A 20,695-nucleotide genomic window follows, 5' to 3' on the forward strand; every position below is an offset into this window, starting at 1 on the left:
GTTTTATCTACAAGCTTTTGGTACTTCATTGCTTGTTAATTTGCTATTAGTTGTAAATGTACATGCCCACCCACTATTTGACTTGGCAATTTCTACAAAGGCCGTGCTTATAGAAGAAGTATTACCAAATAGGAACTTAATGGTTCCATTTGCACCGCTGATACTCTCGAATGATAGAGTGCCAAGTTTGTTCATTCCTGACGTTGCACCAACAGCAGTAAAGCCCGCTGAATCATTAGTCGGGAAAGCACCGACTTCTTGAATATGCATATCTATATTAGTGATAAGAGATTTAGCGGTTGCTAACCCAGTAGCTGCTTCTGACTTTTTTACATAGTTTTGATAAGCAGGGATCGCGATAGCTGATAGCACCCCAATAATTGCTACCACAATCATCAATTCAATTAGCGTAAAACCTTGCTGTTTTTTCTGTTTACTGTTTTTCATTTTTAACCCTTTCCTAAAAATTAATAATGCTCTTGCATTGGCGAAAGATTATGGAGAGTTAAGGTGGGTTGAAAATGGGGAAGGGATGGGCTCTCGAGTGAGATAAAACTCTTTGGTGAAAAGTTGCATATCGCATGCAGAGTTTTGCGAGTAGTACTATTTTTTTAGTGGATAAAAAAGAAAGGGCCAATTGGCCCTTTTAAATGATTAGTTACTCACAACTCACTGAGTTAGTTGAAGTAATTGAGATTGTGTTGCTTTTATTATTTGAAGCGCATCGAAAGATCCATCGCTTTTAGATGCTTAGTCAACGCGCCTACCGAAATGTAATCGACACCGGTTTCTGCGTATTCTGCGATGGTCTCTAGCGTAATGTTGCCGGAGTTTTCTAAAGCGGCACGACCTGCGTTAATCGCTACGGCTTCACGCATCATTTCTTTTGTGAAGTTATCTAGCATGATGATGTCGGCACCGGCGTCTATCGCTTGTTTCAACTCTTCTAAGCTTTCCGTTTCTACTTCTACCGGTTTGCCTGGGTTAAGCTCTTTCGCTTTCTGGATGGCTTGAGTGATGCCACCACAAGCAATAATGTGGTTTTCTTTAATGAGGTAAGCGTCGAACACGCCGATGCGATGGTTAAAGCCACCACCACACGTCACGGCGTATTTTAGTGCGCTACGCAGACCAGGAATGGTTTTGCGTGTGTCTAGTAGACGACACTCAGTATGCGCGATCTTTTCAGCGTACTCTGCGGTAACTGTTGCGCAGCCAGACAACGTTTGGATGAAATTCATTGCGTTACGCTCACCAGTCAACAGGTCACGAGCAGGGCCTGTCAGCGTGCAAAGGGTTTGGTTAGGTTCTACTTTATCGCCGTCCTTTACGTGCCATTCAATGCTGACCTTGCCACCGAGCTGTTTAAAAACTTCATCAGCCCATACTTGACCACAGAACACACCATATTCGCGAGTAATAATCGTTGCGGTATTAACCGCATCGGCAGGGATCAAAGATGCAGTAATGTCGTTATCTGCGTCGACACTGCCACCTAGATCTTCTTTTAAGGTATCAGCGACAGAGCGAGTGATCTCTAAAGGGAGTTGTTGTTTAAGGTATTCTAGGCGTTCTTGAATGTTGTGTGTGTTCTTCATCGCAAATCTTGTCTTGAAAGGGAGATGGCAACGAATGATACTCTCCGGTGTCAATAATTTCAGCAGTTAATTTGCAAAGTAGAGAGGTTGATATGCGCCCAATTATCGAGAATGGCTGGCTGACACAAGCAAAGCATGTTCCGTCACCATTTTTTGATGCCCGCTCTGATATAAACGACATCTCTCTGCTGGTGGTACACAATATCAGTTTGCCTCCTGGGCAGTTTGGTGGACCATATATAGAGGACTTCTTCACTGGCAAGCTAGACCCAAGTGAACATCCATTTTTTGAAGTTATTCACAAAATGGGCGTTTCTGCACATTGCTTGATTAAGAGAAACGGCGAGGTTGTTCAATTTGTTTCTTTTCTCGATAGAGCATGGCATGCCGGTCAATCCAGTTTCGCGGGCAGGGAGCGTTGTAATGACTATTCCATTGGTATCGAGCTTGAAGGGACAGAATTTACTGCCTACACAGAAGCGCAATATCAATCACTTGCAGAGATCACTGAGGTGATTATGCAATCTTATCCTCAAATCACCCCGCCACGAATTACCGGTCATCAATATATTGCGCCCTTGAGAAAAAGCGATCCTGGTCTAAGCTTTGATTGGGTGAAATATAGACTGCTTATACAGCGTTGATTTGTAGCGAAAGTGTAAATTCAAAAAAGCGAAATAAATAAGGCATACGATCAGGTATGCCTTTTTTTGATACCAGAAATATTAATGATTGTTAAAAGTTAACTACATTTTTACGCTCGTAAATGCCGTTTTGGTGAATAAATAGACTGATAATTTTGTCATTTTCTGTATTTCTTTTCCAAAACTGCTAGCACGTCGACTTCCCATTTGTATGCTTTATGTAATTGGTCATACCAATTCTATTGCTGTTTTAACAGTCGATTGTTATCAGAGTGTTGGAAGTAAGCTCGTTCTATGATTTAGGTCAATTTTCGGCTGGACAGTGGCGTTTTAATTATGTTAATTTCTGCACCAACTTAAAATTGGTATTACCAATTACCTGCAAGAGTAGAAGAACAATAAATTATGGCTTATCAAAGGATTCGTCAGCCAAAACTCTCTGATGTTATAGAACAAGAGTTAGAAAGGTTGATAGTGGAAGGAACATTGTCTCCGGGGCAACAACTGCCTCCAGAGCGTGAACTGGCAAAACAGTTCGATGTGTCTCGTCCTTCAGTCCGAGAAGCCATTCAACGCTTGGAAGCGAAGCGTTTGTTGACTCGTCGCCAAGGTGGCGGAACATTCGTAAGTGAGAATATCTGGAAGAGCTTTTCAGATCCCTTGTTGAATTTGTTGTCTAGTCATTCTGAAACCCAGCTTGATGTGCTTGAGTCTCGTCATGCGATGGAAGGAATTTCAGCCTACTTTGCAGCTTTACGTGGTACCGAAGAAGATTTTGCGCGTATTCAAGGTTGCCTTGAGCGCATTAGCCAAGAGCAAGCAAACAACGATATCGAAGCTGAATCTGCGGAAGTGATGCAATTTTTGATCGCTTTGACAGAAGCCGCGCACAACGTGGTTTTGTTGCACATTGTTCGAAGCTTAGCACCTTTGCTTGAGCAAAATATTCTACAAAATTTTAAATTACTACGTCGCCGCCCAGAAGCGGTCGAGAAAGTCAGTAAACACCGAGCCAATATCGTGGATGCGATTGTTTCTGGTCAGCCTGAAAAGGCGCGAGAAATGTCCCACTCGCACTTGGCTTACATCGAAGAAACATTGTTGGATTTGACTCGAGAAGAGTCTCGACGAGAGCGTTCTCTACGTCGAATTCAGCAGGGTAACGACTCGTAAGAGCGTTACTTAAATAAGTAGATCCAACCAACAGAAGGATAGATCGCCATGTCTGATATGAAGCATGACGTAGATGCACTGGAAACTCAAGAATGGCTACAAGCGCTTGAGTCAGTTGTACGTGAAGAAGGTCTAGAGCGTGCTCAATTCCTATTAGAGCAAGTTCTAGATAAAGCACGTCTAGACGGTGTTGATATGCCAACAGGTATCACAACTAACTACATCAACACGATTCCTGCAGACCAAGAACCAGCATACCCAGGTGACACAACACTTGAGCGTCGTATTCGCTCAATTATTCGTTGGAACGCTATCATGATCGTTCTACGTGCATCTAAGAAAGACCTAGAGCTAGGCGGCCACATGGCGTCTTTCCAGTCTTCTGCTGCGTTCTACGAGACATGTTTCAACCACTTCTTCCGTGCACCAAACGAGAAGGATGGTGGCGACCTAGTTTACTACCAAGGTCACATTTCACCAGGTATCTACTCACGTGCATTCGTTGAAGGTCGTCTAACTGAAGAGCAGCTAGACAACTTCCGTCAAGAAGTAGACGGCAAAGGTATTCCTTCATACCCTCACCCTAAACTGATGCCTGAATTCTGGCAGTTCCCGACAGTATCGATGGGCCTAGGTCCAATCGCTTCTATCTACCAAGCTCGTTTCCTTAAGTACCTAGAAGGCCGTGGTCTTAAAGATACTTCAGAGCAGCGCGTTTACGCGTTCCTAGGTGACGGTGAGATGGATGAGCCAGAATCACGTGGTGCTATCTCTTTCGCTGCGCGTGAGAAACTAGACAACCTATGCTTCCTAATCAACTGTAACCTACAGCGTCTAGATGGCCCTGTAATGGGTAACGGTAAGATCATTCAAGAACTTGAAGGTCTGTTCAAAGGTGCTGGTTGGAACGTAGTGAAGGTAATCTGGGGTAACAACTGGGATTCACTACTAGCTAAAGATACGACTGGTAAGCTTCTACAGCTTATGAATGAAACGATCGACGGCGACTACCAAACATTCAAATCAAAAGATGGCGCGTACGTACGTGAGCACTTCTTTGGTAAGTACCCAGAGACAGCTGCACTTGTTGCTGACATGACTGATGACGAAATCTTCGCACTTAAGCGTGGTGGTCACGAGTCTTCTAAGCTATACGCGGCATACAAAAACGCGGCAGAAACTAAAGGTCGTCCAACAGTAATCCTAGCTAAGACTGTTAAAGGTTACGGCATGGGTGAAGCGGCTGAAGGTAAGAACATCGCGCACCAAGTTAAGAAGATGGACATGACTCACGTACTACACCTACGTGACCGTCTAGGTCTTCAAGACATCCTAACTGACGAAGCAGTGAAAGAACTTCCGTACCTGAAACTTGAAGAAGGTTCAAAAGAGTACGAATACCTACACGCTCGTCGTAAAGCGCTACACGGCTACACGCCACAGCGTCTACCAAAATTCACTCAAGAATTCATCGTTCCTGAGCTAGAAGAATTCAAGCCACTACTAGAAGAACAGAAGCGTGATATCTCTTCTACTATGGCATTCGTACGTGCACTAAACGTTCTACTTAAGAACAAGAACATTGGTAAGAACATCGTTCCTATCATTGCTGACGAAGCACGTACATTCGGTATGGAAGGTCTGTTCCGTCAAATCGGTATCTACAACCCGCACGGTCAAACTTACACACCAGAAGACCGTGGCGTTGTTTCTTACTACAAAGAAGCGACTTCAGGTCAGGTTCTACAAGAAGGTATCAACGAGCTAGGTGCTATGTCTTCATGGGTTGCTGCTGCGACTTCATACTCGACAAACGACCTACCAATGATCCCGTTCTACATCTACTACTCAATGTTCGGCTTCCAACGTGTTGGCGACATGGCGTGGATGGCTGGTGACCAACAAGCACGTGGTTTCCTACTAGGTGCAACTGCGGGTCGTACAACGTTGAACGGTGAAGGTCTACAGCACGAAGACGGCCACTCGCACATTTTGGCGGGTACGGTTCCTAACTGTATTTCTTACGACCCAACATTCGCGTACGAAGTAGCAGTAATCATGCAAGACGGTATCCGTCGTATGTACGGTCCAGAACAAGAAAACGTGTTCTACTACCTAACGCTAATGAACGAAAACTACGCAATGCCAGCAATGCCAGAAGGCGCTGAAGAAGGCATCCGTAAAGGTATCTACAAGCTAGAAACTTACACGGGCGACAAAGCGAAAGTTCAGCTAATGAGCTCTGGTACTATCATGAATGAAGTACGTAAAGCAGCTCAAATCCTAAGCGAAGATTACGGTGTTGCTTCTGATGTTTACTCTGTAACGTCATTCAACGAACTAACTCGCGATGGCCAAGATGCAGAGCGTTTCAACATGCTTCACCCAGAAGCGGAAGCGAAAGTACCTTACATCCAAACAGTAATGGGTACTGAACCTGCTATCGCAGCAACTGACTACATGAAGAACTACGCAGAGCAGGTTCGTGCATACATTCCTGCTGAGTCTTTCAAAGTTCTTGGTACTGATGGCTTCGGTCGTTCAGACAGCCGTGAAAACCTACGTCGTCACTTCGAAGTGAACGCAGGTTACGTAGTAGTAGCAGCGCTAACTGAACTAGCGAAACGTGGCGAAGTTGAGAAATCTGTAGTTGCAGAAGCAATTAAGAAATTCGACATCGACACAGAGAAAACAAACCCGCTATACGCTTAATTAAGAAGGTAGATAAGAAATGGCAATCGAAATTAATGTACCAGACATCGGTGCGGATGAGGTTGAAGTTACTGAGATTCTTGTAAGCGTTGGCGACAAGGTTGAAGAAGAGCAATCTCTGATCACAGTTGAAGGCGATAAAGCTTCTATGGAAGTTCCTGCTTCTCAAGCGGGTATCGTTAAAGAAATCAAAGTTGCAGAAGGCGACAAGGTTTCTACTGGTTCTCTAATCATGATTTTCGAAGCCGAGGGTGCAGCTGACGCTGCACCTGCTCCTGCGGCAGAAGCAGCTCCAGCAGCAGCTCCAGCTCCAGCAGCAGCGGCAGAACTAAAAGAAGTTCACGTACCAGACATCGGTGGTGATGAAGTAGAAGTTACTGAAATCATGGTTGCCGTTGGCGACAGCATCGAAGAAGAGCAATCTCTTCTAACTGTTGAAGGCGACAAAGCTTCTATGGAAGTTCCAGCGCCATTCGCAGGTACTCTAAAAGAGATCAAAGTTGCAGCAGGCGATAAAGTATCGACTGGCTCACTTATCATGGTATTCGAAACAGCAGGTTCAGGCGCTCCAGCAGCACCAGCGGCAGCTGAAGCTCCTGCGGCAGCAGCTCCAGCAGCGTCTGCGGCAAAAGAAGTGAACGTTCCAGATATCGGCGGCGACGAAGTTGAAGTTACTGAGATCATGGTTGCGGTTGGCGACACAGTGGAAGAAGAGCAATCTCTAATCACTGTTGAAGGTGACAAAGCTTCTATGGAAGTTCCTGCACCATTCGCTGGCACAGTTAAAGAAATCAAGATTGCAGCTGGCGACAAAGTGTCTACTGGCTCACTAATCATGGTATTCGAAGTGGCGGGCGCAGCACCTGCTCCTGCAGCAGCTCCAGCTCAAGCGGCAGCACCTGCAGCTCCAGCTCCTAAAGCAGAAGCTCCAGCGGCAGCAGCTCCAGCAGCGACTGGCGATTTCAAAGAAAACGATGAGTACGCTCACGCGTCTCCAGTTGTTCGTCGTCTAGCGCGTGAATTTGGCGTTAATCTTTCTAAGGTTAAAGGTTCTGGTCGTAAGAGCCGTATCCTAAAAGAAGACGTTCAAGCTTACGTGAAAGATGCACTTAAGCGTCTTGAGTCTGGCGCAGGTGCAGCAGCATCTGGCAAAGGCGACGGCGCGGCTCTTGGTCTACTACCATGGCCAAAAGTGGACTTCAGCAAGTTTGGTGAGACAGAAGTTCAACCGCTATCTCGCATTAAGAAGATCTCTGGCGCAAACCTACACCGTAACTGGGTAATGATCCCGCACGTTACACAGTGGGATAACGCAGACATCACGGCTCTTGAAGCATTCCGTAAAGAGCAAAACGCGATTGAAGCGAAGAAAGACACTGGCATGAAGATCACACCACTTGTGTTCATCATGAAAGCGGTAGCTAAAGCGCTTGAAGCGTTCCCAGCGTTCAACTCTTCTCTATCAGAAGACGGTGAGAGCCTAATTCTGAAGAAATACGTGAATGTTGGTATCGCGGTAGATACACCAAACGGTCTAGTTGTTCCTGTATTTAAAGACGTGAACAAGAAAGGCATCTACGAGCTATCTGAAGAGCTAATGGCGGTTTCTAAGAAAGCACGTGCTGGTAAGCTAACTGCGGCTGACATGCAAGGTGGCTGTTTCACTATCTCTAGCCTAGGCGGTATCGGCGGTACAGCGTTTACTCCAATCGTAAACGCACCAGAAGTTGGTATCCTAGGTGTGTCTAAGTCAGAAATGAAACCGGTATGGAACGGTAAAGAGTTCGAACCGCGTCTACAACTTCCACTGTCTCTATCATACGACCACCGTGTGATCGATGGTGCTGAAGGTGCGCGCTTCATCACTTACCTAAACTCATGTCTATCTGACATTCGTCGTCTAGTTCTGTAATAGAAATTAGATGAATGAGAGGCGGCAACTTAGCCGCCTCTGCTAATCATAATTACCGACAATTTGGTTATCAGCCTTGCTTCGTTCAGGGTTTTCACAATCGAATTGTTGTCTAGCTCACAGGCTAAATTGATTTACTTTTCACACCATTAACATCTCTGTAAACTGTTAGCGGTCTGAAAATAACTGTTTAAAACAAATCTCTCTTAAACATAAAAAATCGATACCCACTCAGCCTGTTAGGGATAATGACTACAAGAGGTCAAAATGAGCAAAGAAATTAAAGCCCAAGTTGTTGTACTTGGTTCTGGTCCTGCTGGTTACTCCGCTGCATTCCGTTGTGCGGACTTAGGTCTTGAAACTGTACTAGTTGAACGTTACAGCACGCTTGGCGGTGTATGTCTGAACGTGGGTTGTATCCCATCTAAAGCACTGCTTCACGTTTCTAAAGTAATTGAAGAAGCGAAAGCGATGGCTGACCACGGCGTTGTGTTCGGTGAGCCTCAAACAGACATCAGCAAAATCCGCATCTGGAAAGAAAAAGTTGTTAACCAACTAACTGGCGGCCTAAGCGGTATGGCTAAGATGCGTAACGTAACAGTAGTTAACGGTTACGGTAAGTTCACTGGCCCTAACTCTATCCTTGTAGAAGGCGAAGGTGAGCCAACAGTTGTTAACTTTGACAACGCAATCGTTGCGGCTGGTTCTCGTCCAATCAAACTGCCATTTATCCCGCATGAAGACCCACGTATTTGGGACTCTACTGACGCTCTTGAACTAAAAGAAGTGCCAGAAAAACTGCTTATCATGGGCGGTGGTATCATCGGTCTAGAAATGGGTACGGTTTACCACTCTCTAGGTTCTAAAGTTGAAGTTGTTGAAATGTTTGACCAGGTAATTCCTGCAGCAGACAAAGATATCGTGAAAGTATTTACTAAGCGTATCAAAGACAAGTTCAAGCTAATGCTAGAAACGAAAGTAACAGCAGTTGAAGCAAAAGACGACGGTATCTACGTTTCAATGGAAGGCAAGAAAGCGCCAGCTGAAGCTGAGCGTTACGATGCGGTTCTAGTTGCTATCGGTCGTGTACCAAATGGTAAGCTAATCGACGGTGAAAAAGCGGGTCTAGAAATTGACGAGCGCGGCTTCATCAACGTTGATAAGCAAATGCGTACTAACGTTCCTCACATCTTCGCGATCGGTGATATCGTTGGTCAACCAATGCTTGCTCACAAAGGTGTGCATGAAGGTCACGTAGCTGCTGAAGTTATCTCTGGTAAGAAGCACTACTTCGACCCTAAAGTTATCCCTTCAATTGCGTACACTGAGCCAGAAGTAGCTTGGGTTGGTAAGACTGAAAAAGAAGCGAAAGAAGAAGGCATCAAGTACGAAGTAGCAACATTCCCATGGGCAGCATCAGGTCGTGCAATCGCATCTGACTGTGCAGACGGTATGACTAAGCTAATCTTCGACAAAGAAACTCACCGCGTAATCGGTGGTGCTATCGTTGGTACTAACGGTGGTGAACTACTTGGTGAAATCGGCCTTGCAATTGAGATGGGCTGTGATGCAGAAGATATCGCTCTGACTATCCACGCTCACCCAACTCTACACGAGTCTGTAGGTCTAGCTGCTGAAGTATTTGAAGGTTCAATCACTGACCTGCCAAACAAAAAAGCAGTTAAGAAGAAGTAAGCTTTTTCTGACTGAATGATAGAAGCCGCTGCATTGCAGCGGTTTTTTTATGCTTGTCATATAGGAATATAAATGTGTGCTTAGCAGACAATAAAAAGCCCACCAAACGGTGGGCTGACATATATCACGAGTTAAGCTTTAGTGTTCACGGTTGTAAATGCAAAGCATATCTAAGTATGAATTCACTAGATGTTTCAGTTCCGCTTCACCTTTAGCGCGGTTCGCTTGGACAAACAGTGAGTAACAAATACCGTGGAACAGGTTTGCCAAGTGTTCTGAATCGTGCTGGTCACACACCTCACCGCGTTCAATTGCTTTAATGAACATGTTTTGTACTAGCAGCTGGTTAGTGCGGTTAGTTGAAACAAACAATGGCCATACTTCGTCACGTGTTGAAGCACTCCACTCGAACCATACTTTTAGCCAGTGGCAGTCTTGGCTGACAAGCTCGATCATCGCATTAGTAATATTGGCGATGTTTTCACGTGCGTGTAAGTCTAGGTCTATGTTATCAGATAGGAAGTTTGAGAATTGACGTACGACGTGATTGAGAACTTCATCCACCAAGTCTTCGCGTGTAGGGAAGTAGTTAAAAACAGTCGCCACAGAAACTTGAGCAATTTCTGCGATATCTGCGTGACCACCACGACCGATGCCGCGGCGCGCAAATACTTCCAATGCGATTTCCATTAACTGTTGCTTACGCTTAATTGGAGAAAGCCTAGTTCTAGGTCTCTTTGCAATTGAGTCCATATCCATTTTCCTTGCCATTTGAGTTGATATTGGGGGTAACCCCCTAATTGATTATTTTAATAGTTGCTTAAAGCAGTGATGAGTGTAATGGTGCATATGCACAAGGTCAACATCTGTAGAACAATTTATATACAGTAATGTCATTATTATTGATAAATTTAGCTATGAACTTTATAAAACTAAGACCTTCTTCCAAGATTTTTTGGCAACAGGATGCGACTTTCAACCCAATGAACGTGGTGATACACTACACGCCGTAAGATTAGGTGATCGTTTGCGTGCGACTTACCTCAACCCACAAATTTAGATTGAGCACAGTATGAAACATACAATAGAAGTCATGATTTCTGAGCAAGAAGTTCAGGAGCGAGTTCGTGAATTAGGCAAACAAATTACAGAGCGTTATCAAGGTAGTGAAGATCTTGTGTTGGTAGGCTTATTGCGTGGCTCATTTGTATTTATGGCAGACTTGGCACGTGCTATCGAACTGACTCACCAAGTTGATTTTATGACTGCGTCAAGCTACGGCAATACGATGGAAAGCTCACGTGACGTTCGTATCTTGAAAGATTTGGATGATGACATCAAAGGTAAAGACATTCTGCTTGTTGAAGACATCATTGACACTGGTAACACACTAAATAAAATCCGTGAGATTCTTTCGCTACGTGAGCCGAAGTCTATCGCTATTTGTACGCTCCTAGATAAGCCATCTCGTCGTGAAGTGAATGTTCCTGTGGATTGGATTGGTTTCGAAATCCCAGATGAATTTGTCGTTGGGGTGGGTATTGATTACGCGCAGAAATACCGCCACTTACCATACATCGGTAAAGTTGTACCTCAAGAATAATCATCGAGTTCAGCATTAAAAATATAAAAAAACGCCCATCTAAGATGGGCGTTTTTTGTTCAACTTTTAGATATGACTTAGCGACAAAGCAGCTTGTTGTCTGTATTTAGAATCGTCGAAAGAGCTTTCTGGTAAGACGCTTCTACGGTTTCCTTAGAGTTAGAACGAATGCCTAAGTACTCTAAGCGACCATCTTCAATTCCGTATACCACACCATGAATTTCAACATCTTGCCCACGCTCCCAAGCGTTTTGCAGGATGGTTGAGTTACCCAAGTTGTACACTTGCTCTGCAACATTAAGCTCGCCTAGTTTATCCGCTCGATCTTGTTGCGGCATTTGATCTAGGTAAGTGCGGTGTTTGAAATAGATATCTCTGATATGTAACAGCCAATTATTAATAAGACCTAGCTTAGGGTTATCAATGGCTGCGTTTACGCCACCACATCCATAGTGTCCACAGACAATGATGTGTTTAACCTTAAGCACGTCTACGGCGTACTGGACGACAGATAGACAGTTGAGATCAGTATGGATAACTTGGTTTGCAACATTCCGATGAACAAAGAGTTCACCTGAGTATAGTCCGGTTAGTCGCTCGGCAGGAACGCGGCTATCAGAGCAGCCAATCCAAAGAAAATCAGGCTTTTGACCCTCTGCGAGTTTTGCGAAGTATTCAGGTCGATCAGATTTGATCTCTTGAGACCATTTCGAATTGTTTTCAAATAACTGTTTTATTTCCGGCATTTTGCAAACTACTTCCCTTAAAAGACAAAATCGCTGCCGCTGTTTGTGTGCACATGCAAGCGATCAGTGTTGTAACTATACACAATGTTACAATTTCGATCTCGTTAAATATTCGTCAGATAGGACTCATCTGACTAGTTTTCATTAAGAAAAAAGTAAAATCTGGTGAAACTATTTGTGGTGTGAATTTAGCCTTAATCTATTTATGGTTTAAATTTTCGCCTAGCTCGTTAAAGTAGTGATATTTTACTTTTTAAAATTGAATGCAGGGAAAATCAGCAGTGTTCGGTAGTCGTTTTGAAGATATCAATTTCAAAGGGGATGTGTTTGGCGGGGTAACCACGGCGATTATCTCTCTCCCTCTGGCGTTAGCGTTTGGTGTTGCATCCGGAGCCGGGGCTGAGGCCGGCCTTTGGGGGGCAATAATGGTCGGTTTGTTTGCCTCGTTATTTGGTGGTTCTAATACGTTAATATCAGAACCGACAGGGCCAATGACGGTAATCATGACCGCAGTATTAACCAGTATGATGGCGAAATACCCAGAAACGGGCATGGCTATGACTTTCACAGTTGTCATGATGGCTGGAGCGTTCCAAATCCTATTGGGGACGTTAAAACTGGGTAAATACGTTACCTTGATGCCTTACAGCGTTATTTCCGGGTTTATGTCTGGCATAGGTGTGATTCTTATCATTCTGCAGTTATCGCCTTTGATGGGGCATGCCGCGCCTTCAGGGGGAGTACTCGGAACGTTATCTGCTTTGCCGGAGACCATTTCTAACCTTAAGTTCAGTGAGTTGTTTTTGGGACTACTGACTTTGGGGATTCTTTTTTTCTTCCCTAAGCAATATCGTAAATACGTTCCTGCACAGCTCGTGGCATTGGTCGCGGTAACTTTATTGTCTGTGATTTTCTTTGATACAGAAGATATTCGTCGTATCGGTGAAATTCCTGCTGGGTTACCTTCTCTCGTCGCACCATATATTGACACAGATATGTTTGTCGAGATGGTCATTGATGCATTAGTGCTCGGCACGTTAGGTTGTATTGATACTTTGTTAACGGCGGTTATCGGTGACTCATTAACTCGTAAAGAACACGACTCAGATAAAGAGCTGCGAGGTCAAGGGTTAGCTAACATGATCTCTGGCTTGTTTGGTGCGCTGCCGGGGGCGGGAGCTACTATGGGAACGGTAACGAATATCCAAGTAGGGGCTCGTTCGCCATTATCTGGTGTGATTCGTGCACTAATGTTGGCGTTGGTTGTACTGGTTGCTGGCGGGTTAACAGAGCCAATCCCGATGGCTGTGTTAGCAGGCATTGCGGTGTATGTTGGCTTTAACATCCTAGACTGGAGCTTTATTCAGAGGGCACATAAGGTAAGCTTTTCCGGAATGGCGGTGATGTATGGCGTTATGTTGCTTACAGTCTTCGTTGATCTTATCGTTGCGGTGGGTTTAGGCGTCTTTATCTCGAACATTATCATCATCGAGCGTTTGAGCCGAGAGCAGGCGCGACAAGTAAAAGCGATCAGCGACGCGGATGAAGATGATGTGCCGCTGACTGACAGCGAGCGTGGTTTGTTGGATCGTGCTAATGGTAAAGTGCTGTTCTTTTATCTTTCCGGTCCGATGATCTTTAGTGTTTCTAAAGCCATTTCACGTCAGCACTCTAGTATTTCGGACTATGACGTGATGATTCTCGATCTTACGGATGTACCAATGATTGATGTGACCGTCGGTTTGGCGTTAGAGAATGCGATTAAGGATGCTCTCGATGCCAATTGTGCCGTGTATTTATTATGCCCGAATGAGCGAACACGAGAACAGCTAGAGAAATTCCATGTGATTGACCTTGTCCCGGATGAAAATATGTACCAATTCCGTTACGAAGCATTGAATGCGGCGGTGGCACATGTTGAGGCAGACCAGTATCAGCGCATAACGGCGTAATCATTCTGACAGTTAAAAACGCAACAGTGTCCTGTTGCGTTTTTTTATGCTCTATTTTGTCTTACTCAGAGATAACCTTTACGAGGTAAGGGTTATATTTCCAATATTATCGAAAGGTTTATTTGTAATCATCGTTATTCAACGATAAACTGATGGACCTCCAATACGATACCCAAGGCGATTTTGTAGTAAACCGCTGCTAAATATGAGTCGGTATTAGTAATCACAAACAAACGGCAATCAAGACCTTATGTACGCATTAGAAATTGAACAACTGCGCAAGACGTATGCAGGTGGCTTTGAGGCGTTAAAAGGTATAAGTCTCCAAGTGAAAAAGGGTGACTTCTACGCGCTTCTGGGTCCCAATGGTGCAGGAAAATCGACCACGATTGGCATCATTTCCTCCTTAGTGAATAAAACCTCCGGAACGACGAAAGTTTTCGGTTATGACATTGATACCGACCTCGAATTGGCCAAGCAGAATTTAGGCTTGGTGCCACAAGAGTTCAACTTCAACCAGTTTGAAACCGTTGAGCAAATTGTGATGCAGCAAGCTGGCTATTACGGTGTGTCTAAAGTATTAGCCAAAGAAAGAGCAGAAAAATACCTGAAAAAATTGGATTTATGGGAAAAACGCCAAGAGCGTGCTCGTAACCTATCCGGAGGGATGAAGCGTCGTTTAATGATCGCAAGAGCTTTGATGCACGAGCCGCAATTACTCATTTTAGATGAACCAACGGCTGGAGTGGATATTGAACTACGCCGCTCAATGTGGGGGTTTCTGAAAGAGATCAACCAAGAGCAAGGAATTACGATTATTTTAACGACACACTACCTAGAAGAAGCGGAGATGCTGTGTCGAAATATCGGCATTATTAATCGTGGTGAGCTGATTGAAAATACCACCATGAAGGCGTTACTAGGTAAGCTAAGCGTCGAGACATTTATCTTGGATATTGAGTCAGAAGTCGAGGTGCCTGAGCTTGAAGGTGTTAATCGACAAAGTATTGTTGATGGCTCTTTAGAGATAGAACTAGATAAAAGCCAAGGATTGAATTCGGTATTCAGTCAGTTAACAGAGCATGGCATTAAAGTTCTCTCAATGCGTAACAAAGCCAACCGACTTGAAGAGTTGTTTGTCAGCATTGTAAGAGAGGGGAGTAATTAAATGTACGGTTTATATTGGACGGCATTTCGCAGCTTGCTGAGCAAAGAAGTCACTCGTTTTACACGTATTTGGGTGCAAACCTTAGTGCCGCCAGCCATTACGATGACGTTGTACTTCATCATTTTCGGCAATCTTATTGGCTCTCGAATTGGTGAGATGAGCGGCTTTAGTTACATGGAGTACATTGTTCCAGGTTTGATCATGATGTCGGTGATCACCAACTCATACTCGAACGTGGCGTCGTCATTCTTTAGTGCAAAGCTACAGAAGAACATTGAAGAACTGTTGGTGGCACCGGTACCAAACTATGTGATTATTGCTGGCTATGTGATGGGCGGCGTGACTCGAGGTTTGTTGGTCGGTGCAATTGTTACTTGTGTGTCACTTTTGTTCGTTGATTTGCAAGTGGAGCACTGGGGCATTATTGTCGCGACTGTCTTCATGACGTCGGTTGTATTTGCTCTCGGTGGCTTGATCAACGCGGTTTACGCAAAAACGTTTGATGATATTTCGATCATCCCTACGTTTGTATTGACTCCTTTAACTTACTTGGGAGGAGTCTTTTATTCGATCAGTCTGCTGCCTGAATTTTGGCAAGGCGTTTCTAAGATCAACCCAATCGTCTACATGGTGAATGCGTTCCGCTACGGCTTTTTAGGTGTCTCGGATGTGGGCATTGTCACTTCATTTAGTGTACTTGCAGTGTTTGTTGTAGCACTGTATGCCATTGCGCATTATCTAGTAACCAAAGGGATTGGGCTAAGAAGCTAAGCCATTCTCATAAAGCAAAGAGCGGCGATTCACGCTGCTCTTTCGCGTGCATAACAATACATACCCATACAATTTTTCGGTTTTTATCATGGTAGGTTTCAATCATTTGTAATAAATGAGTGATCCTATGAATATTGTCCCGCCGCCGCCTTTCTCCTATCAGTTACTTAAGCCCCAATATTGGTCTGTATGGCTGGCATTTGGATCTTTAGCGATTCTTGTTAATGTACTGCCATACGTAGTATTGCGAATCTTAGGTAGAAGCATCGGCTGTATTGCGATGCATGTAATGAAGCGCCGACACAAGATCGCTCTGCGTAATCTCCAGCTGTGTTTCCCTGATTTTACGGATTGGCAATGTAAGGACGTAGTACGAAAAAACTTTCAATATACTGGAATGGCGATCATCGAAACCGGTATCGCTTGGTTTTGGCCAGATTGGCGGATACGTCGGATAACCTCTATTGTTGGAAAAGATCGTTTACTCGCTGAGGAAAATAATGGACGTGGTGTGTTGGTGGTGTGCAGTCACCATTTAAACTTGGAGATAACCGCTCGTATTTTTAGCCAGTTTGCCCAAGGTTATGGCGTTTATCGCCCAAATTCGAATTCTGCTTATGAGTTTATTCAACATCGAGGTCGAACTCGTTTTGGACATCAAATGATTGATCGAAAAGACGTGAAATCAATGCTCAAAGTTCTGAAGAATGGTCATCGACTTTGGTATTTGCCCGACCATGATTATGGCGTTAGCCATTCTGTTTTTGCGCCGTTTTTTGCTGTTGAACAAGCGGCGAGTACCGTCGGGTCTAGTGTTCTCATTGATGCAACAAAGTGTGCGGTTATATCTGGCGTTACAGTGAGTAAAAATCACCATTACACGCTGTACATTGGAAAAGACATTAGCGAGCGTTTCGAGAGACGTAATGCGGTTAAAGCGGCAAGCATCTTGAATCAAGAGCTTGAGAAAATGATAAAACGTGATATTCCAGCGTGGATGTGGCTGCACAAACGGTTTAAAACTCGCCCTGAAGGGTTAGATTGCGTCTATACGTAGAGTATAAAAAAGGTCGACTAAGAGTCGACCTTTTTACTTTTATGACTCAGAGCTCACTCTGCGCTCTCTGAGTTTGTATTGTTAGATTCAGCTTCTTCCTTCGCTTCGACAACCATATCTACCGTTTGGTTATCGATAAGACGAGCTTTGCCTAGGAACGCAGACATCAGAATGACAGCTTGTGTCGTTTCTGGTGTGATCACTTGTAATGTACGAGCATCACGAATGAAGATCTCATCAGGGTGCAGACCTGCAGCTCGAAGTTGGTCGCTTGCATCTTCGATGATCGATGCGTAGTCATCGCGGCCACCGCGAATGGCACTGCTGATCCAACGCATTGTACGAGCAAGTACAGGCGCACGTTGACGCTCGTCCAGCGTAAGCAAGCCATTGCGTGAACTCATTGCTAAACCGTCCATTTCACGTACGGTTGGTACACCGATGATTTCAATGTCCATTGCTAGGTCATCAACCATCTTGCGGATAACAGCAAGTTGTTGGAAGTCCTTCTCGCCGAAGCACGCGACATCCGGTTGTACGATGTTAAACAGCTTATTCACAATCGTCGTCACGCCACGGAAATGACCTGGTCGAGACGCGCCTTCGAGAATTGTTGATAGGCCAGGGACATCGACGAAGGTTTGCTTATCCAGGCCTTCTGGGTAGATAACTTCTGGTGTTGGCGTAAATACCACATCGACCCCTTCAGAGGTTAACTTGCTTAAGTCTTCCTCTAGCGTGCGTGGGTAATTATTTAAATCGTCAGCACGATCAAACTGCATCGGATTAACAAAAATGCTTACGACAACGATATCAGCGTATTCGCGTGCTTTACGCACTAAAGTTAAGTGGCCTTCGTGAAGGTTGCCCATGGTAGGGACAAACGCCACTTTACGACCTTCACGTTTAAAGGTTTTAAGGTGTTCACGAACTGCTGAGATTTCCGCAAAAGTTTGCATGCATTTATCCTCTAGGCAATGGTATGAGCGTCGTCTGGGAATACACCGTTGGCTACATCTTCAATGTATTTAGTAACGGCTTTGCGCATATCACCTGTTTCAGCAAGAAAGTTTTTGGAGAATTTCGGCATGTAGTTGGCAGAAATACCAAACATATCATGCATTACGAGAATTTGACCATCTGTTACGTTACCTGCACCAATACCGATAACAGGAACGTCAAGCACTTGCGTAATACGTTCAGCAAGCTCAGCTGGTACGCATTCTAGTAAGACGATTTGAGCGCCTGCTTCTTGCAGCGCTAATGCGTCTTTTACCATGCGGTCTGCTTTTTCTTGATCGCGACCTTGGATTTTGTAACCACCAAAAATATTAACAGCTTGAGGAGTTAAACCAAGATGAGCACAAACTGGAACTGATCGTTCAGTGAGCATTTTCACCGTGTCGACAAGCCAGTCACCACCTTCAATTTTTACCATATTGGCACCAGCACGCATCAGTTTAGCCGCATTTTCGCAAGCTTGCTCTGGCGTGGTGTAGCTCATGAATGGCATGTCTGCCATCAACAAACAATTTGGGCTACCAGCGCGTACGCAACGAGTATGGTAAGCGATATCATCGACCGTTACTGGCAGAGTATCGTTGTGACCTTGCAAAACCATACCTAGAGAATCACCGACAAGAAGTACTGGCATTTCTTGGCTTTCAAACAGTTGGGCAAAGCTCGCATCATAAGCGGTTGAAGTAGCAAATTTACGACCTTCTTGCTTCCACTTGATTAGGTCGTTGATGGTCATTTTTTTCATGGTTTTATCCTTACTAGGAGTTGGCTATGACTGCCAGATACTGAGGCCGTTTCTATCTACTTGTTCCAGTAGTTTAGAGACCTCGGTCCCATCAGGGAGTTGTAAACTTGGTGCAATTTCCGCAAGAGGGTAGAGTACGAATTCACGCTCTTTCATTCCATAATGAGGAACGATCAGCCTCTCGGAATTAATCACCTCATTGCCATAAAGCACAATGTCGAGGTCCAAGGTTCTTGGTCCCCAGCGTTCGTCTTTACGGACACGCCCTTGTTCTTGCTCTATAGCTTGTGTGCAATTGAGCAATTCAATAGGCGTCAAACTGGTGTTAATAGACACAACCGCATTGATGTAATCCGGTTGGTTTTGTGGCCCCATTGGCGTGCTGCTGTATAGCGAAGAAGCTTGAACAAACTCTGATTTAGGCAGCGTTTTTAATGCTTCAATCGCTTGCTTCGCTTGGCTGACAGGATCAGCCAAGTTACTGCCTACCGCAATGTACGCTGTAATCATGATTTGGGCTTACTCTTTTTCTTGCGATAAGTTTTACGGCGGCGCTGGCCTGTTTTCGGTGATTGACCGTCTAAGTCGGCAGCCATTGCTTGACGCATTTCTCGGCCTGCATTTTGAAAAGTTTCCCACCACTTGGCAAGCTTCTGAGTGTCACCACCTTCAATTTCACCGCGCATTTCAAGAAAATCAAAGCCAGCTCTAAATTTATTGAGCTCCATAAGACGGAATGCACGTTTACCGTTACGTCGTGGAAGACGAAGCTGTAACTGCCAAATCTCGCGAATGGTTGCGGTGTGGCGTCTTGGAATGGCAATTGTGCGAACTTGCTCGTCAAGAATGATGTTGCTCGCTTCCATAATGGCGTCGTAATGGCCTAAGTTGCGCTCTTCCATCAGTTCATCGGCTTTCGCACACAGTGGGTACCACAGCATTGCAGCAAACATAAATGCTGGATTGATGCGTTTCCCATCTTCGATGCGCATGTCGGTAGAATCTAGGACAAGATCCAACATCTGCTCAGTGTGAGAGGAGTAATCTTCTGTAAAGTGCGCTGCAATCGTCGGGAATAGTTGCTGGAATAGGTTGTACTCACGCAGTAGGTGGTAGGTTTCTAAGCCATGACCGGATTGCAATAATTTGAGTGACTCTTCAAAAAGACGCGCTGACGGAATGTCACCGAGCAACGGTGCCATGTGTTCGATTGGCGCTGCGGTGTCTTCTTCAATATCAAAGTCTAGTTTTACCGCGAAACGAACCGCACGCAGCATGCGTACAGGGTCTTCACGGTAGCGTGTTTCTGGATCACCAATCAGTCGAATTAGGCGATCTTCTAAATCTTCAATACCACGTGCGTAGTCGTGAATCGAGTAATCTGCGATGTTGTAGTACATCGAGTTAATCGTGAAATCACGGCGCTCAGCATCTTCATCGATGGTGCCGTAGACGTTATCACGCAGCAGCATACCCTCTTTTGATTGCTGAGAAATGCTCTTATTCTTTTGCTCTTGGTGGTGACCACGGAATGTCGCAACCTCAATGATGTCTCGGCCAAACATAATATGAGCCAAGCGGAAGCGGCGACCAATCAAACGGCAGTTACGAAATAGCTGTTTGATCTGTTCCGGCGTTGCGTTGGTCGCAATGTCAAAATCTTTTGGTTTTTGTCCAAGCAGTAAGTCTCGAACCCCGCCACCCACAAGAAAAGCATCGAAACCAGCACCATTTAGGCGGTACAGTACCTTCAGCGCATTATCACTGATCTGCTTACGCGAAATGTTGTGCTCTTCACGAGTTATTACATTGAGAGCGAGCTCTGGAATTGTGGCAGGTTCGCTTGGTGTATAGTCGTTTGTATTCATGTGCATCTGGCAATAACTGGGTTTAATCCAA

18 protein-coding genes are annotated in these 20,695 nt (G+C 44.8%); 10 read left to right on the forward strand and 8 right to left on the reverse strand.

Annotated features, from left to right (window positions below):
* Nucleotides 1-3: 3 nt before the first annotated feature.
* Nucleotides 4-447: a pilin gene (locus tag R7Q48_RS12940; RefSeq protein ID WP_064354289.1), complete on the reverse strand. Its 444-nt coding sequence runs from the start codon at nt 445-447 to the stop codon at nt 4-6.
* A 263-nt stretch (nt 448-710) separates the two neighbouring features.
* Nucleotides 711-1,598 carry a carboxylating nicotinate-nucleotide diphosphorylase gene (gene nadC / locus R7Q48_RS12945; RefSeq protein WP_170890514.1) on the reverse strand — a complete coding sequence of 296 codons (888 nt, stop codon included), beginning with the start codon at nt 1,596-1,598 and terminating at the stop codon, nt 711-713.
* Nucleotides 1,599-1,690: 92 nt separating this feature from the next.
* On the opposite strand from nadC, the gene ampD reads away from it, so the two are divergent.
* The 5 genes from ampD (at nt 1,691) to lpdA (ending at nt 9,734) form a co-directional block, all read left to right on the forward strand.
* Nucleotides 1,691-2,242, forward strand: a complete 552-nt coding sequence (ampD, locus tag R7Q48_RS12950) for a 1,6-anhydro-N-acetylmuramyl-L-alanine amidase AmpD (protein ID WP_025768186.1) — start codon at nt 1,691-1,693, stop codon at nt 2,240-2,242.
* A 405-nt stretch (nt 2,243-2,647) separates the two neighbouring features.
* Nucleotides 2,648-3,415, forward strand: coding sequence for a pyruvate dehydrogenase complex transcriptional repressor PdhR (pdhR, locus tag R7Q48_RS12955; protein ID WP_005379989.1), 768 nt, complete (start codon nt 2,648-2,650; stop codon nt 3,413-3,415).
* 48 nt (nt 3,416-3,463) lie between these two features.
* Nucleotides 3,464-6,127, forward strand: a complete 2,664-nt coding sequence (gene aceE, locus R7Q48_RS12960; RefSeq protein ID WP_005386612.1) for a pyruvate dehydrogenase (acetyl-transferring), homodimeric type — start codon at nt 3,464-3,466, stop codon at nt 6,125-6,127.
* A gap of 19 nt (nt 6,128-6,146) precedes the next feature.
* Nucleotides 6,147-8,039 carry a pyruvate dehydrogenase complex dihydrolipoyllysine-residue acetyltransferase gene (aceF, locus tag R7Q48_RS12965; RefSeq protein ID WP_005396678.1) on the forward strand — a complete coding sequence of 631 codons (1,893 nt, stop codon included), beginning with the start codon at nt 6,147-6,149 and terminating at the stop codon, nt 8,037-8,039.
* A 267-nt stretch (nt 8,040-8,306) separates the two neighbouring features.
* Nucleotides 8,307-9,734, forward strand: coding sequence for a dihydrolipoyl dehydrogenase (gene lpdA / locus R7Q48_RS12970; RefSeq protein ID WP_238843849.1), 1,428 nt, complete (start codon nt 8,307-8,309; stop codon nt 9,732-9,734).
* A gap of 138 nt (nt 9,735-9,872) precedes the next feature.
* Here lpdA and opaR read toward each other — a convergent pair whose 3' ends face one another.
* Nucleotides 9,873-10,487 (reverse strand): transcriptional regulator OpaR, encoded by a 615-nt coding sequence (opaR, locus tag R7Q48_RS12975; protein ID WP_005379994.1) that lies wholly within the window; start codon nt 10,485-10,487, stop codon nt 9,873-9,875.
* Between the two features lie 319 nt (nt 10,488-10,806).
* Between opaR and hpt the strand changes: the two genes are divergently transcribed.
* Nucleotides 10,807-11,337: a hypoxanthine phosphoribosyltransferase gene (hpt, locus tag R7Q48_RS12980; RefSeq protein ID WP_005379995.1), complete on the forward strand. Its 531-nt coding sequence runs from the start codon at nt 10,807-10,809 to the stop codon at nt 11,335-11,337.
* A gap of 77 nt (nt 11,338-11,414) precedes the next feature.
* Here the strand turns inward: hpt and can are convergent, their stop codons facing one another.
* A complete protein-coding gene (gene can / locus R7Q48_RS12985) occupies nt 11,415-12,083 on the reverse strand; it encodes a carbonate dehydratase (protein WP_005379996.1) in 669 nt (222 codons plus the stop codon).
* Between the two features lie 281 nt (nt 12,084-12,364).
* Here can and R7Q48_RS12990 point away from each other — a divergent pair, with 281 nt between their 5' ends.
* The 4 genes from R7Q48_RS12990 (at nt 12,365) to R7Q48_RS13005 (ending at nt 17,031) form a co-directional block, all read left to right on the forward strand.
* Entirely contained in the window at nt 12,365-14,035 is a 1,671-nt protein-coding gene (locus R7Q48_RS12990) for a SulP family inorganic anion transporter (RefSeq protein ID WP_318132321.1), read from the forward strand.
* Nucleotides 14,036-14,285: 250 nt separating this feature from the next.
* Complete coding sequence (locus R7Q48_RS12995) at nt 14,286-15,203, forward strand: ABC transporter ATP-binding protein (protein WP_005380000.1); 918 nt, start codon at nt 14,286-14,288, stop codon at nt 15,201-15,203.
* Nucleotides 15,204-15,974 carry an ABC transporter permease gene (locus R7Q48_RS13000; protein ID WP_005386598.1) on the forward strand — a complete coding sequence of 257 codons (771 nt, stop codon included), beginning with the start codon at nt 15,204-15,206 and terminating at the stop codon, nt 15,972-15,974.
* Nucleotides 15,975-16,101: 127 nt separating this feature from the next.
* A complete protein-coding gene (locus R7Q48_RS13005) occupies nt 16,102-17,031 on the forward strand; it encodes a Kdo(2)-lipid IV(A) acyltransferase (protein WP_256903009.1) in 930 nt (309 codons plus the stop codon).
* Nucleotides 17,032-17,084: 53 nt separating this feature from the next.
* On the opposite strand, the gene panC is transcribed toward R7Q48_RS13005, so the two are convergent.
* The 4 genes from panC to pcnB are packed head-to-tail and all read right to left on the reverse strand — an operon-like array spanning nt 17,085 to nt 20,670.
* Nucleotides 17,085-17,990: a pantoate--beta-alanine ligase gene (gene panC, locus R7Q48_RS13010; protein ID WP_005380005.1), complete on the reverse strand. Its 906-nt coding sequence runs from the start codon at nt 17,988-17,990 to the stop codon at nt 17,085-17,087.
* Between the two features lie 11 nt (nt 17,991-18,001).
* Nucleotides 18,002-18,796, reverse strand: a complete 795-nt coding sequence (gene panB / locus R7Q48_RS13015) for a 3-methyl-2-oxobutanoate hydroxymethyltransferase (protein WP_005386592.1) — start codon at nt 18,794-18,796, stop codon at nt 18,002-18,004.
* 24 nt (nt 18,797-18,820) lie between these two features.
* Entirely contained in the window at nt 18,821-19,306 is a 486-nt protein-coding gene (gene folK / locus R7Q48_RS13020) for a 2-amino-4-hydroxy-6-hydroxymethyldihydropteridine diphosphokinase (protein ID WP_005380007.1), read from the reverse strand.
* On the reverse strand, nt 19,303-20,670 hold the full coding sequence (pcnB, locus tag R7Q48_RS13025; protein ID WP_005386589.1) for a polynucleotide adenylyltransferase PcnB: 1,368 nt from the start codon (nt 20,668-20,670) through the stop codon (nt 19,303-19,305). The genes folK and pcnB overlap by 4 nt, the downstream gene beginning before the upstream one ends.
* Nucleotides 20,671-20,695: the final 25 nt, after the last annotated feature.

It is taken from the genome of Vibrio sp. 378 (assembly GCF_033339435.1).